Annotated in this window: 12 protein-coding genes and 1 pseudogene; 6 read left to right on the forward strand and 7 right to left on the reverse strand. The window is 71.4% G+C overall.

Annotation, left to right across the window (positions count from 1 at the left end; translation table 11 throughout):
• Positions 1–33: 33 nt before the first annotated feature.
• Positions 34–1578, forward strand: coding sequence for an NAD(P)-binding domain-containing protein (locus K3769_RS33460; RefSeq protein ID WP_267029985.1), 1545 nt, complete (start codon positions 34–36; stop codon positions 1576–1578).
• Positions 1571–3025, forward strand: a complete 1455-nt coding sequence (locus tag K3769_RS33465; RefSeq protein WP_267029986.1) for a class I adenylate-forming enzyme family protein — start codon at positions 1571–1573, stop codon at positions 3023–3025. The genes K3769_RS33460 and K3769_RS33465 overlap by 8 nt, the downstream gene beginning before the upstream one ends.
• Before the next feature lie 32 nt (positions 3026–3057).
• Here K3769_RS33465 and K3769_RS33470 read toward each other — a convergent pair.
• From K3769_RS33470 to K3769_RS33485, 4 genes and pseudogenes are all read right to left on the reverse strand, one after another.
• Positions 3058–3246, reverse strand: a pseudogene (locus K3769_RS33470) (hypothetical protein); the annotation flags it as partial.
• Positions 3234–3383, reverse strand: a complete 150-nt coding sequence (locus K3769_RS33475; protein ID WP_267029987.1) for a hypothetical protein — start codon at positions 3381–3383, stop codon at positions 3234–3236. The gene K3769_RS33475 and the pseudogene K3769_RS33470, both read right to left, overlap by 13 nt.
• A 115-nt stretch (positions 3384–3498) precedes the next feature.
• On the reverse strand, positions 3499–4257 hold the full coding sequence (locus tag K3769_RS33480; RefSeq protein WP_267029988.1) for an IclR family transcriptional regulator: 759 nt from the start codon (positions 4255–4257) through the stop codon (positions 3499–3501).
• 13 nt (positions 4258–4270) lie between these two features.
• On the reverse strand, positions 4271–4705 hold the full coding sequence (locus K3769_RS33485; RefSeq protein WP_267031644.1) for a MarR family winged helix-turn-helix transcriptional regulator: 435 nt from the start codon (positions 4703–4705) through the stop codon (positions 4271–4273).
• 251 nt (positions 4706–4956) lie between these two features.
• Here K3769_RS33485 and K3769_RS33490 point away from each other — a divergent pair, with 251 nt between their 5' ends.
• From K3769_RS33490 to K3769_RS33505, 4 genes are read left to right on the forward strand one after another with little or no spacing between them, the layout of a single operon-like run.
• Positions 4957–5889, forward strand: a complete 933-nt coding sequence (locus K3769_RS33490; protein ID WP_308216416.1) for an SDR family NAD(P)-dependent oxidoreductase — start codon at positions 4957–4959, stop codon at positions 5887–5889.
• Positions 5890–5897: 8 nt separating this feature from the next.
• A complete protein-coding gene (locus tag K3769_RS33495) occupies positions 5898–6773 on the forward strand; it encodes an amidohydrolase family protein (RefSeq protein ID WP_267031646.1) in 876 nt (291 codons plus the stop codon).
• Positions 6774–6803: 30 nt separating this feature from the next.
• Positions 6804–8348 (forward strand): acyl-CoA synthetase, encoded by a 1545-nt coding sequence (locus K3769_RS33500; RefSeq protein WP_267029989.1) that lies wholly within the window; start codon positions 6804–6806, stop codon positions 8346–8348.
• Positions 8349–8358: 10 nt separating this feature from the next.
• A complete protein-coding gene (locus tag K3769_RS33505; RefSeq protein WP_267029990.1) occupies positions 8359–8814 on the forward strand; it encodes a MaoC family dehydratase in 456 nt (151 codons plus the stop codon).
• 132 nt (positions 8815–8946) lie between these two features.
• On the opposite strand, the gene K3769_RS33510 is transcribed toward K3769_RS33505, so the two are convergent.
• The 3 genes from K3769_RS33510 to K3769_RS33520 all read right to left on the reverse strand — a co-directional run bounded on the left by K3769_RS33510 (position 8947) and on the right by K3769_RS33520 (position 13786).
• Positions 8947–9777, reverse strand: coding sequence for a PaaX family transcriptional regulator (locus K3769_RS33510; protein ID WP_267029991.1), 831 nt, complete (start codon positions 9775–9777; stop codon positions 8947–8949).
• A 167-nt stretch (positions 9778–9944) separates the two neighbouring features.
• Positions 9945–12887: a glycoside hydrolase family 2 TIM barrel-domain containing protein gene (locus K3769_RS33515; protein ID WP_267029992.1), complete on the reverse strand. Its 2943-nt coding sequence runs from the start codon at positions 12885–12887 to the stop codon at positions 9945–9947.
• Positions 12887–13786 carry a carbohydrate ABC transporter permease gene (locus tag K3769_RS33520; protein ID WP_267029993.1) on the reverse strand — a complete coding sequence of 300 codons (900 nt, stop codon included), beginning with the start codon at positions 13784–13786 and terminating at the stop codon, positions 12887–12889. Before K3769_RS33520 ends, K3769_RS33515 begins: the two co-directional genes overlap by 1 nt.
• Between the last annotated feature and the right edge of the window lie 4 nt (positions 13787–13790).

The following is a 13790-nucleotide window of genomic DNA, read 5'->3' on the forward strand; positions in this document are numbered from 1 at the left end:
GCCTTCTGATGTGACGGCACTAACGTCCCGTACATGGTGCGCGATTACCTGATCATCGGGGCCGGACCGGCCGGACTTCAGCTCGCCGCTCTCCTGGAACGCGACGGACGGGACTACCTCGTCCTGGAGCGCGGAGACGGGCCCGGCACGTTCTTCACCAGGTACCCCCGACATCGACAGCTCATATCGATCAACAAGGTGAACACCGGATACACCGACCCCGAACTCAACCTCCGGATGGACTGGAACTCGCTGCTCAGCGACGACCCGGACCTGCTGTTCAGCCGGTACAGCGAGGAGTACTTCCCCCAGGCCGACGACTTCGTACGTTATCTGGCCGACTTCGCCGACCGTACCGGCGTCCGTGTCGCGTACGGCACCGACGTCGTCCGGGTCTCCCGAGCGGACGGCGTCTTCACGGTCCGCGACGCCGCCGGTCAGGACCGGCAGGCCCGCCGGCTCGTCGTGGCGACCGGCGTCTCCCGGCTCCACGAGCCCGCCATCCCCGGCATCGAACTGGCCGAACGGTACGACGAGTTCGACGTCGACCCGGGCTCCTTCACCAACCAGCGCGTGCTGGTCGTCGGCAAGGGCAACTCCGCCTTCGAGACCGCCGAAGCCCTCATGGCGAAGGCCGCGGTCATCCACGTGGCCGGACCGCACTCGCTCAAGATGGCCTGGAAGACGCACTTCGTCGGGCATCTGCGCGCGGTGAACAACAACTTCCTGGACAGCTACCAGCTCAAGTCGCAGAACGCAGTCCTGGACGGCACCGTGGAGAACATCGACAAGACGTCCGACGGCAGGTTCCGGGTCACCTTCCGCTATGCCCGCACCACGGAACGCCTGCGCGAACTGCTCTACGACCGGATCATCCTGTGCGCCGGATTCCGCTTCGACGCCGACGCCTTCGACGAGACCTGCCGCCCCGCCCTCGTCATCGACGGGCGCTTCCCCGAACAGAACTCCGCCTACGAGTCGGTCAACGTGCCGGACCTGCACTTCGCCGGCACGCTGACCCAGCAGCGCGACTTCAAGAAGGGCACCAGCGGCTTCGTCCACGGCTTCCGCTACGGGGCACGCGCCCTGTACCGCGTCCTCGGTGCCCGCCACCACGGCGAACCCTGGCCCTCCCGGCCGCTCGCCACGGCACCGGAGGCGATCGCCGACGCCGTCGTCGCCCGCGTCAACCGGTCCTCCGCCCTGTGGCAGCAGTTCGGAGTCCTCGGCGACGTGATCACGGTGGACGCGGACCGCGTCACCCACCAGGAGGAGGTCCCGCTGGAGTACGTCGCCGACGGCTGCCTCGGACCCGCCGCCCACCGGTTCGTGGTCGACCTCGAATACGGGGCCGACCACGACGGCGTCGATCCGTTCGACGTCACCGTCCCGCGGGTGACCGAGAACGACGTCGAGCACGCGATGGACTCCAGCTATCTCCACCCCGTCGTACGCCACTACCGCGACGGAGTCCTGAGCGCCACCCACCATCTGGCGGAGAACCTGGAGAACGAGTGGGACGTCCCGGAGGTCCACCGGCAGCCGCTCGCGGCGTTCGTCAAGGCCTGCCTTGACTGAGCAGTTCCCCGGCCGGGTCCTGGACCTGCTCGACGCGGCAGGCCGCCGTCCGGTCTTCGAGCACGCCGGCCGGGCGGTCTCCGCGGCCGAACTCCTCGGGACCGTACGACGCGTGACCCACGGGCTGCGCGTGCGGGGCATCGGACCCGGTGACGGGGTCGCCCTGCGGCTCGGCGTGAGCCCCGAGGCGTTCGCCGCGATCGTCGCGGCGCACGTCGTCGGTGCCCGCGTCGTAGGCGTGCGTCCCGGCCTGACGGTACGTCAGCGGTGGCATCTGCTCGCGGACACGGCCTTCACGGTCACCGACCGGCCGGACGGCGCGGACACCGACCGGCAGGGGCCCGGGAAGGTCCTCGCGCTGGCCGACCTGCTGGTGGCGCGGGACGACGGCGTGCGGCCGACGCCGTCGGCCGGGCCGCGGGACATCGCCCGGCTCATCCACACCAGCGGCAGCACCGGCGTCCCGAAGGCCTGCGTACAGACCTACGCGGCGATGACCGGTGCCTGGGCGCTCCGGCCGGACGCCTGGCCGCCCGCCGTGCGGGCGCTCGCCGCACGGCTGGACCGCTTCCTGGTGTTCGGCACCCTGGCCAGCCAGGTGATGATGGAGTACGGCCTCCTCGCCCTCGCCGCCGGCGGCACCCTGGTCACCGTCGAACCGCCGAGTTTTCCCGACAGCATCGAGCGGCACCGCGCGACCGCGAGCGTCATCACGGTGGCCGGCCTGCGAAGACTCACGGCGGCCCAGCGCGCGTCGCCCGCCGACCTCGGCAGCCTGCGTGCCCTGATGGTGTCCGGCTCCCCGCTGGAGCCGGGGCGGCTCCGCGAGGCCTCCGAAGTGCTCGGCCCGGTCGTCTTCCACGGGTACGGCCAGACCGAGACCGGCATGATCTCGATGGCCACCCCGGAGGACGAGCCGGGTTCGCTCGGCGTGCCGCCCGTCGACCTGGAGATCAGGGACACCTCGGGCCGCCCCGTCCCGCCGGGCACCGACGGTGAACTCCACGTCCGGACGCCGGGACAGAGCGTCGGCTACTGGGGGGAACCCGCCCTCACCGCCGAGGTGTTCGTCGACGGCTGGGTGCGCACCCGCGACCTGGGCCGGCTCGACCCCGGGGGCCGGCTGTGGCTGACCGGCAGGACCCGCGACGTGATCATCGTCAACGCGAACGTCTACTACGCCGGACCCGTCGAACGACTCCTCGCCACCCATCCCTCGGTCGCCGAGGCGTACGTCGTCGGCGTCCCCGACGACGACACGGGCGAAGCGGTGCACGCCTTCGTCGTACCTGCCGAGGGACGCACCCCGGACCTGTGCGAACTGCGCGCGCTGGTCACGGCGAACCTGGAGGAGGCGAGCGCGCCGACCCGGCTGACCCTCATCCGGGAAATACCGGTCACGCCCGGCGGGAAGCCGGACAAGAGGCGGCTGGCCGCCGGAGGATAGCCGCGGTTCCACCTGGCCCGGCTCCGCGGGCATCAGCGCTGCTCGGTGAGTTCGGGTGCGGCGGGCCGCACCTCCTCGCTCGGCCCGAACCGTTCGTGCGCCCGGCGCAGTCGCCCCGGCGCCCACCACGCGCGCCGGCCCAGCAGGGCCGTGGTCGCGGGGACGGGCAGCATCCGGACGAACGTCGCGTCGATCAGCACGGCGAGGGTCAGTCCGAGACCGCGCTCGCCGTCCTCGTGCTGTTCGCCGCGTTGTCGACGACGTACGGGTCGGCCGTGCGCAGGCGGGCGACGGCAGGAGCGATCCAGGGAGACACGGACGAGCCGGACGAGCCGGGTGAGGCGGTCGAGGCAGGCATGGGCGGCTCCTCGGGGACGGGGCGGTGCCAGTATCGGCGCGGGGCCCGGGCCGCGTCCTCACCGGTGAGAGGGATGTCGATCGGCTCCCACCGCGGGTGAACCGCGTGTGGCCGGTCATCCTCCCGGCGGCTCCGGCTGCCACCCCAGTGCCCGGGAGATCCCGCGGGCGGCCAGCCGTACCGCCGGTATCAACGCCGGTGTCTGCGCCCCGCGTTCGGGTACCACGACCGAGACCGCCGCGGTCACCGGTCCGCCCGGCCCGCGCACCGGTGCGGCCACCGACAGGGCGTCCTCAGTGATCTGACGGTCACTCACCACTACTCCGGAGCGCCGGACTTCGGCGAGTACCCGGCGCAGTGCGGCCGGGTCCGTGAGGGTGTGCGGGGTGAAGCCGGCGAGCGGTCCGCCGCAGTATGTCTCCTGGAACGCCGGTTCGCAGTGGGCGAGCAGCGCGAGTCCCACCCCGGTCGCGTGCAGCGGCCAGCGCGCGCCCACCTGGATCTTCACGCCGACGGCCGAACGGCCCGAGATCCACTCGATGTAGACGACCTCGGAGCCGTCGCGCACGGCCAACTGCACGTTCTCGTGCGTGGCTTCGTACAGGTCCTCCAGGTACGGCAGCGCGATCTGCCGCAGCGCGAGCCCGCGCGGCGAGAGCGCCGCCAGCTCCCACAGCCGCAGGCCCACGTGGTAGATCCCGTCCGCGTCACGCTCCAGGGCGCCCCAGTCGCCGAGCGCGCCCACGAGCCGGTGCGCGGTGGTGAGGGAGAGCCCGGCCCGGCGGCTGATCTCCGTGAGGGAGAGCGCCGGGTGGCCGTGGTCGAAGGCGGCGAGCACGGCCAGCAGACGGTCGGCCGCGGACAGGGGGGTCATGGGCCGCGCCGTTCTACGCGCCGGAGTCGAGCTCGGTCTCGGCGACGCGCCGCAGCAGCGCGTGCAGGATCTCCCGCTCGGCGGGGTCGAGCGGCCCGAGCAGGCCGTCCGTGACGCGCAGCCCCGCCTCGTCGGTGTCGCGCAGGAAGGCGCGTCCGTCCCCGGTCAGTACGACGGTGCGGCTGCGGCGGTCGTCGGGGGAGGGGCGGCGCTCGGCGAACCCCAGCTTCTCCAGGTCGTCGACCAGGCCGACGATCGCGCTCGGGTCGTAGCCGAGCCGCGCGCTCAGTTCCCGCTGGAGCGCCCCCTCGGAGGTGGCCAGGAAGCGCAGCAGCGCGTAGTGCCGCAGCCGCAGCCCGGACTCCTGGAGGAACGAGTTGAACATCTGACCCGAGCGCAGGCCCATCCGGTACAGCAGATAGCCGGTGTCCGCGTGCAGCCCGCGCATCCACGGTTCCTGGGCGTCGATCGGCGCGGCATCCGCGGGCGAGGGGTCGGTGGCATGCGGCTGGCGGGCGATGGCGGGCTCCCTGGTCGTGGCCCGGACACGGGCCGGGCACTGCGTCCGTACGGGACCAGCATGGCGCACAGCTCGGTCGGCAACAACTATTGACGTCGACAACTATTGTCCTTAGCTTCGATTCCGCGCCCCGGACGCCGGTCGCCGGCCGGCCGTTCCGCCTCCCGAAGGGACCCCCTGTGCCCAGCATCGATCTCACCGGCAAGGCCGCCGTCGTCACGGGCTCCGGCCGTGGCCTCGGCCTGGCCTACGCGCACGCCCTGGCCGCCGCCGGCGCCTCGGTGGTCGTCAACGACGTGGACGAGGCCGTCGCCGAACAGGCCGTCGAGGCGATCACCCGCGCGGGCGGCACGGCCGTGGCCGAGGTGGTCGCGGTCGGCACCGCCGAGGCCGCGGACCGCCTGGTGGGCCGCGCGGTCGCGGAGTTCGGCCGCCTCGACGTCCTGGTCACCAACGCGGGCATCCTGCGCGACAGGGTGCTGTGGAAGATGACCGACGACGACTTCGACGCGGTGCTCACCACCCATCTGAAGGGCACCTTCACCTGCGCCCGCGCCGCCGCCGTACGCATGCGGGAGCAGGGCGGGGGCGGCACGCTGATCCTCGTCGGCTCACCGGCCGGGCAGCGCGGCAACTTCGGACAGACCAACTACTCCGCCGCCAAGGCGGGCATCGCCGCCATGGCCCGTACCTGGTCGATGGAGCTGGGGCGCGCGGGCATCACCGTCAACGCGATCGTGCCGGTGGCCGCGACCGCGATGACCGAGACCATTCCGGCCTTCGCGCCCTACATCGAGGCCATGAGACGCGGCGAACCGCTGCCCGACCTCCTGCGCAAGGGCGAGGGCTTCGGCACCCCCGAGGACTGCGCGGCCCTCGTCCCCTTCCTGGCCTCCGAGGCCGCCCGCGGGGTGACCGGCCAGGCCATCGGCATCGGCGGCGACAAGGTGACCCTGTGGTCCCACCCCCAGGAGATCCGAGCGGCGTACGCGGACGGCGGCTGGACGCCCGAAGCACTCGCCGAGGTCTGGCACACCTCGGTCGGCGCCGAACCGCAGACGGTCGGCATCCCCGCGCCCGTGCTCGCGGCCAAGGCTCCGGAGGCGTCATGACCGCCGCGATGGACATCGACGACCTGGTCGCCATCGACGTACACACCCATGCCGAAGTCTCCTCCAAGGGCACGTCCTCCCTCACCGAGGACCTGCACGCGGCGTCCAGCGCCTACTTCAAGGTCGAGGGCGAGCGGAAACCGACCCTGGAGGAGACGGCCGCGTACTACCGGGAGCGCAGGATGGCCGCCGTGATCTTCACGGTCGACGCCGAGTCCGCGACCGGCACCGAACCCGTCCCGAACGAGGAGGTCGCCGAGGCCGCCGCCGCCAACCCGGACGTGCTGATCCCGTTCGCCTCCGTCGACCCCTTCCGCGGGAAGGCGGGAGTGCGACGGGCCCGCCGGCTGGTGGAGGAGTACGGGGTGAAGGGCTTCAAGTTCCACCCGAGCATCCAGGGCTTCTTCCCCAACGACCGCTCCGTGGCGTACGAGTTGTACGAGGTCATCGAGGAGGCCGGCGCCATCGCCCTCTTCCACACGGGGCAGACCGGCATCGGCGCGGGCGTGCCCGGCGGGGGCGGCATCCGCCTCAAGTACTCCAACCCGCTGCACGTCGACGACGTGGCGGCGGACTTCCCGCATCTGAAGATCATCCTGGCGCATCCGTCCTTCCCCTGGCAGGACGAGGCCCTCGCGGTCGCCACCCACAAGCCGGGCGTCCACATCGACCTGTCCGGCTGGTCGCCGAAGTACTTCCCGCCGCAGCTCGTGCAGTACGCGAACACCCTGCTCAAGGACAAGGTGCTGTTCGGCTCCGACTACCCGGTCCTCACCCCGGACCGCTGGCTCGCCGACTTCGCGAAGCTGCCCGTCAAGGAGGAGGTCCGGCCGAAGATCCTCAAGGAGAACGCCGCCCGGCTGCTCGGCCTCACCACGCCCTGACCGGACACACCGAGCCCCGAGGGGTATGGCATGCGCAACGAGGGACTGGGGTCGTGGCCCGCCCGCCGGGCCCGCAAGACCCCCCACCGCACCGCCCTGATCCACCACGGCACGACCCTCACGTACGGCGGCCTGTACGAGCGCACCACCCGCCTCGCCCACGCGCTGCGCGCCTGCGGGGTGCGCCACGGCGACCGGATCGCCTACCTCGGCCCCAACCACCCCTCCTATCTGGAGACGCTGTTCGCGGCGGGCACGCTCGGCGCGGTCTTCGTCCCGCTCAACACCCGCCTCGCCGGACCCGAGATCGCCTACCAGCTCGAAGACTCCGGCGCGGAGGTCCTCGTGCACGGGCCGGCGTCCGAGGGGCTGATCGCCGGCCTGCCGGACACCTGCGATGTGCGTACGTACGTCGAAGTGGGCGCCGACTACGAGCGGTTGCTCGCCTCGGCCTCCGGCGGAGCGATCGACGAACCCGTCACGGCCGACGACACCTGCGTCATCATGTACACCTCGGGCACGACGGGCCGCCCCAAGGGCGCGATGCTCACCCACGGCAACCTCACCTGGAACGCCGTCAACGTCCTGGTCGACCAGGACCTGATCGCGGACGAACGGGCACTGGTGTCGGCCCCGTTGTTCCACACGGCCGGGCTCAACATGCTCACCCTGCCCGTCCTCCTCAAGGGCGGTACCTGTGTCCTGGTCGAGACCTTCGACCCGGCGGCCACCCTCGGCCTGATCGAACGGCACCGGATCACCTTCATGTTCGGCGTGCCCACCATGTTCGAGCAGGTGGCCCGCCAGCCGGGCTGGGCCGACGCCGACCTGTCCTCGCTGCGCATGCTCAGCTGCGGCGGCTCACCCGTACCGACCCCGCTCATCGCCGCCTACCAGCGGCGCGGCCTCACCTTCCTCCAGGGCTACGGCATGACCGAGACCTCGCCCGGTGCGCTCTTCCTGGACGCCGAGCACGCGGTGGCCAAGGCGGGCTCGGCGGGCGTGCCGCACTTCTTCAGCGACGTGCGGGTGGTACGGACGGGCCTCACCCCGCACGACGTCGCCGAAGCCGCCGAAGCCGGCGCGGGCGTCGGGGTCGGCGAGACCGGCGAGATCGTCGTCCGCGGGCCCCATGTCATGTCCGGCTACTGGAAGTTGCCCGACGAGACCGCGGCCGTCCTCAGCGACGGCTGGTTCCGCAGCGGGGACGCCGCCCGGATCGACGAGGACGGCTACGTGACCGTCGTCGACCGCATCAAGGACATGATCATCTCGGGTGGCGAGAACGTCTATCCCGCCGAGATAGAGGACCGGCTCCTCGCCCACCCCGGTGTCGCCGAGTGCGCGGTCATCGGCGTGCCCGACGAGAAGTGGGGCGAGGTGCCGCGCGCGGTCGTCGTACCGCGCGAGGGCGTCGAGCTGGACCCCGACGAGGTCCTCGCGTCCCTCACCGGGCACCTCGCCAAGTACAAGATCCCGAAGTCGGTGGTGCTCGCGGACGAACTGCCGCGGACGGCCTCCGGCAAGCTGCTCAAATCCCGTGTCCGCCGCCGGTACGGGACCGATTCCCCCTAGGGAGAGCCATATGACGATCACGGTGAACGGTGTCGACGAACTCAGGAAACTCGTCGGGGGCGACCTCGGCACGAGCGAGTGGATCGAGGTCACGCAGGAGCGCGTCAACACCTTCGCCGAGGCGACGGGGGACCACCAGTGGATCCACGTGGACGTGGAGAAGGCGGCGCGGGGGCCGTTCGGGGCGCCCATCGCGCACGGGTATCTCACCCTGTCGCTGTTCATCCCGCTCTTCACCGGGCTGCTGGACGTCCGGGGGGTGACCACGAAGGTCAACTACGGGCTGAACAAGGTGCGCTTTCCCTCGCCGGTGAAGGTGGGTTCGCGCATACGGCTCGTCGCGAAGCTCGCGGAGGTCCTGGACGTGCCGGGAGGGGTGCAGGTCGTCGTCGACGGCACGATCGAGATCGAGGGGGTGGGGAAGCCGGCGGCGGTGCTGCAGAGCTTGTCGCGGTTCTACGTCTGACGGGGTCTTCGGGGCTTTGCCGGGTGCGGGTCCGCGGGGGCTGAGCGCGCGGTTCCCCGTGCCCCGGGGAGGGAGAGGTGGCTGGGTGCCCCTCGCCGAAAAGACCAAAGGATTGCGCCGTTCCCCGCGCCCCTATGGGTTGGAGGGGCGTACCGGGACCAGGTCCAGGAGGTGGTCCGCGGAGTGCTGGGCCAGGGGGGTCAGGCGGGTGTACACCGTCCGGAACGTCTTCTCGGCCTGGTCGGCGGGCCAGTCGTCCGGCAGGTGCTCGACCGGCAGGCGCGGGTCCCGGCGGACGACCTGCAGCCACTGCGTGGACAGGCGCAGCCGAAGTGCGAGGGCTTCGTCGGCCTCGGGCTCCACGGTCTCCCAGCGCTGCCAGCGGCTCACGAACTCGCGGTAGCGCGTGGCGAGTTCGCCCAGTTCCCAGGTCTCCTCGATCATCGCGCCGATGTCCATGCCGGCGTCCGCGTGGGCACGGAAGATCTTCACGTGGGCGGACAGGCCGAGTTCGGCGACCAGTCCGGAGACGTCGGTCTCGCCGGGCGCGATCCACAGCCCGCCGAACAGCGGGCCGAAGCCGTTCCACGTCAACTGCGCGCGCAGATCGTGGCGTTGACGCTGCCATGACTCGGGCAAGGAGAAGCCCAGCAGCGTCCAGGTGCCGTCCCATCGGCGGTTGACGGCCCCCTCCTCCCAGATCCGCCGCTCACCGTCCCGCAGCACGGCCTCCGAGCGCTCGGTCAGTCCGAAGTACATCCGGCGTCCCTCGCGCTGCCGCCGCAGCAGGTCGCGGCCGACCATGCGGGTCAGGGTGGACCGGGTGGCGTGCTCGCCGACGCCCGCCCGCCCGAAGACGTCGATGACACTCCCCGAATACACGCAGACGCCCCGCCCGAGCACCTGATCACCGAGAAACGACAACATGAGGGACTGGGGCCGCAGCACCTCGTCACTGGTCACAGCCCCACGGTACGCCCCCTCCCAGTCACCGCCTCAGCCCTTTCAGGGCGCGGGGAACGGCGCAGTCCTTTGGTCTTTGCGCCGCGGCGAACGGCGCAACCTTCTGGCTTTCAGGGGCGCGGGGAACGGCGCAATCTTTTAGTCCTTGCGCCGCGACCAGCGCCCCCTCAAAGCACCCGCAGCGTCCACCCCCACCGATGACCCCCCGCGGCGACGCGATACCCCGCCGACGTGTCCGGCCCGCAGGACGCCGTGCCCAGCCCCCGATGCGCCGCGTCGACATGCACGACACACCCCGGCCGCGGCACCAGCTCGTCATGGTGCGCGGCAGCCGCCAGATCCTCCGCCCGGTAGCGGTTGACGGAGACCTGCCCCGGCACCCCCAGCTCCACCGCGAGCCCCGTGGCATCCGGCGCCGACAGCGTGAACCGCCGCACCCCGTGCCGCCCACCGCTCTCCTGCGGGCGCAGATACGGCGTGAACAGCTCGTCCACCGCGAGCGAGTGATGCCCCACGGGCGCCCCCGCTGCGCGGTCCGGGTACGACTCCCAGGGACCCTGCCCGTACCAGTCCAGGACATCGAGCCCGGGGACAGTCTCGAAGACCGTACCGACCCTGGCCACGTCGTCGAGCCCTTCCGGCAGTTCGGCCGACTCCTCGACCCGGATCCCGCCGGTGACGGGGGTGAACACCTGCTCGTGGTGGACTGGCCCGGCCCCGGTCGCGTACTCGCTGCGCACCACGACCCGCGAGCCCTCCTCACTCACGTCCACGACCTTGCGTACGAGAGCGTCGAGACCCCAGTCGTGCCAGCGCGCCGCCATGCCGCCCAGCTCGTCGTTGTCGGTGGGTGCCCGCCACAGCGAGAGCCGCGGCGCCGATGTCAGCAGCGGATGGACCAGCAGCGCGTCCCCGTCCAGCGTGACGGCCGGACCGGCCGCGGGCTCCGGCGGCGCGTCGGCGACCGCGGCGGCCAGCCGGACCTGAGGTACGCACACCTCCGTGCCGAGCGGCGCCCACGCCTCGTCGTCCGCGGTGGTCACCCGCAACGTCAGCCAGGTCTCACCGGCGGAGGGCTCGGGCGGCGGGAACGGCAGCGCCACCTCCGCCGACCCGCCCGGCGGCACCTCCGGCAGCGAGGCAGCCGCGCGCCGCGTCGTACCGTCGGCGCCCGAGAGCAGCCACTCGGCGGCCAGCCACTCAAGGCCCCGGAAGTGCTGCCGGTTGTGCACCCGCAGCACCCCCTCGTCGTACGTCAGCCGGACCGGCCCCGCGATCTCCCGGTGCTCGTACATCACGGGCTTGGGGGTGCGGTCGGGGAACACCACGCCGTCGGCGATGAAGGCCCCGTCGTGGATCGCCTCGCCGAAGTCGCCGCCGTACGCCCAGCGGTGGCCCGGTGAGGTGACACCGTTGCCGTACAGGCCCACGCCGGCCCGTCCGGCCGGTCGTCCGTCGTCCACCCGCTGGAGGATGCCGTGGTCCCAGAACTCCCAGATGAAACCGCCCTGAAGACCCGGCGTGGACTCGATGGCTGCCCAGGTGTCGGCGAGCGTGCCGTTGCTGTTGCCCATGGCGTGCGAGTACTCGCACTGGATGAGGGGCTTGGTCTGCCGGCCCGACAGGGCGTGTGCCACGCAGTCCTCGATGGGGGCGTACATCGGGCAGGCGATGTCGGAGGCGAGCTTCTCGTCCGCCCAGTCGATCTTGGCGGCCCCCTCGTACTGGATCGGCCGGGTCGGGTCGTGGCGCCGTACCCAGCCCGCCGCCGCGTCGTGGTTGGCGCCGTAGTCGGACTCGTTGCCCAGTGACCAGATGATGACCGAGGGGTGGTTCTTGTCCCGCAGGACCATGCGCGAGACCCGGTCCACGAACGCGGGCAGATAGCGCGGGTCGTCGGCGATCTCGTGGGCGTGGTCGTGCGACTCGATGTTCGCCTCGTCCACCACGTACAGGCCCAGCTCGTCGGTGAGGTCGTACAGCGTGGGGTCGTTCGGGTAGTGGGAGGTGCGGACCGCGTTGAAGCCGAACCGTTTGAGGACGACGAGGTCGGCGCGCATGTCGTCCGCGGTGACCGTGCGGCCGGTCAGCGGGTGGAAGTCGTGCCGGTTCACGCCCCGTACGAAGACGCGCTCGCCGTTGACCAGCAGGTCCCGGCCGACGATCTCGACGTCCCGGAAACCGACCCGGTGGTGCGAGCTGTCGGCGATCGAGCCGTCGGCCCGGTGCAGCCGTACGGCCAGGTCGTACAGCTCGGGTGTCTCGGCGGTCCACGGGCGGACGTCCCGGACGACGGTCCGCAGCCGCGCCTCGCCGTGGAAGTCGGACACCCGCATGTCCTCGGCGTTGAGACGGTCGAACTCCGTGTCCTGGGAGAGGAGTTGACCGTCCAGGGCCGCCGTGACGTACCAGCCCGCCGGGAGCGGTCCCGCCGTGTCGCGCACCGTGCAGTCGACCCGCAGCCGTCCGTCCCGCGGCGCCCGCACGGTCACGTCCGAGAGATGCAGCGGGTCGGTGGCGTACAGCAGGACCGAACGCGTGATGCCCGCGTGCCACCACTGGTCCTGGTCCTCGATGTGCGAGGCGTCGGACCACTTGACGACGGTGAACCGTACGGTGGCCGGGTCCCCGGGGCGTACGACGTCCGTGAGGTCGAACTCGGCCGCCAGGTGGGAGTCCTTGGAGAGGCCGACCGGCCGGCCATTCACATGGACGAGGAGCACGCTCTCGGCCGCGCCGACCTGGAGGACGACCCGGCGGCCCGCCCACTCGGCGGGGATGTCCACGGACCGCTCGTACACGCCCGTCGGGTTCGCGGCGGGCACGTGCGGCGGAAAGTCGGCGAACGGCATCCGGACGTTCGTGTACTGGGGCAGGTCGGCGGTGCCCTGCGTGGTCACCGCGCTCTGCATGGTCCACACGCCCGGCACGTCCGCGAGGGTCCACTCGCCCGACGCGCCGGTCGGCGAGGACAGCAGCTGGAAGTGCCAGGAGCCGTCCAGGGACAGCGCGCCGGAACGCCGGTCCACCGCGTTCATCGGCAGCCGCTGCCAGGAGGTCGTCTCCGGTGACTCCCAGGGCCGCAGGGTGAGCAGGTGGTCGCGTCGCATCAGCGGATCGCTCCCTTGCCGAGGTCGGCGATGATCTGCTTGGCGCCGATCGCGAAGACGATCAGCAGGGGGATCAGGGCCAGCACCGCGCCCGTCATGACCATCCCGTAGTCCGTGGTGCCGTGGACCCCGTTGAGCTGGGACAGGGCGACCTGGAGGGTCACGTTGCCCGGGTCGGTGAGGGCGATCAGCGGCCAGGCGTAGTCGTTCCACTGGCCCATGAACGTGAAGATGCCGAGGAAGGCGAGCCCGGGGCGGACCACGGGCAGCGCCACGTGCCAGTACTGGCGCAGGAAGCTCGCCCCGTCGATCTTCGAGGCGTCGAGCAGCTCGTCGTGGATCGCGCTCTTCATGTACTGCCGCATCCAGAAGATGCCGAAGGCGTTCGCGGCGGCGGGCACGATCAGTGAGGTCATCGAGCCGATCCAGCCCAGCTTCGCCATGATCACGAACTGCGGGATGGCGGCGAGCTGCGCCGGCACCATGAAGATCGCCATCATCATCGCGAACAGCACGCGGCGGCCCGGAAAGCTGAACTTCGCGAAGACGAACGCGGCCAGCGAGTCGAAGAACAGCACGAGGAACGTCACCGAGACGGCGACGAGCAGCGAGTTGAACATCGACCCGAAGAAATCGATGCTGTCGAACAGCTTGTTCAGGTTGTCGCCGAAGTGCGAACCGGGCAGCAGCTTCGGCGGATAGGAGAAGATCTCGGTCGACGTGTGCGTCGACATGATCACGGCCCAGTAGAACGGGAACGCGGAGAGCAGCACCCCGAACAGCAGGGAGACGTGCAGCGCGACGCCTCTGCGCCGGTTGCCCCGGATGCGCGTGCCCTTGGCGGGCTCGGTGCGGGGCGGCTCGGTGGGGGCGGGCTCGGTCTGTGTGGTGACAGCCATGGTG

This window comes from Streptomyces ortus (assembly GCF_026341275.1).
GTDB lineage: Bacteria > Actinomycetota > Actinomycetes > Streptomycetales > Streptomycetaceae > Streptomyces > Streptomyces ortus.

What these genes read in the sequence shown, in the direction of transcription:
- K3769_RS33460 (WP_267029985.1), top strand. Translation starts at nt 34, where the DNA reads ATGGTGCGCGATTACCTGATCATCGGGGCCGGACCGGCCGGACTTCAG.
- K3769_RS33475 (WP_267029987.1), bottom strand. Translation starts at nt 3,383, where the DNA reads ATGCCTGCCTCGACCGCCTCACCCGGCTCGTCCGGCTCGTCCGTGTCT.
- K3769_RS33480 (WP_267029988.1), bottom strand. Translation starts at nt 4,257, where the DNA reads ATGACCCCCCTGTCCGCGGCCGACCGTCTGCTGGCCGTGCTCGCCGCC.
- K3769_RS33485 (WP_267031644.1), bottom strand. Translation starts at nt 4,705, where the DNA reads ATGCGCGGGCTGCACGCGGACACCGGCTATCTGCTGTACCGGATGGGC.
- K3769_RS33495 (WP_267031646.1), top strand. Translation starts at nt 5,898, where the DNA reads ATGGACATCGACGACCTGGTCGCCATCGACGTACACACCCATGCCGAA.
- K3769_RS33500 (WP_267029989.1), top strand. Translation starts at nt 6,804, where the DNA reads ATGCGCAACGAGGGACTGGGGTCGTGGCCCGCCCGCCGGGCCCGCAAG.
- K3769_RS33505 (WP_267029990.1), top strand. Translation starts at nt 8,359, where the DNA reads ATGACGATCACGGTGAACGGTGTCGACGAACTCAGGAAACTCGTCGGG.
- K3769_RS33515 (WP_267029992.1), bottom strand. Translation starts at nt 12,887, where the DNA reads ATGCGACGCGACCACCTGCTCACCCTGCGGCCCTGGGAGTCACCGGAG.
- K3769_RS33520 (WP_267029993.1), bottom strand. Translation starts at nt 13,786, where the DNA reads ATGGCTGTCACCACACAGACCGAGCCCGCCCCCACCGAGCCGCCCCGC.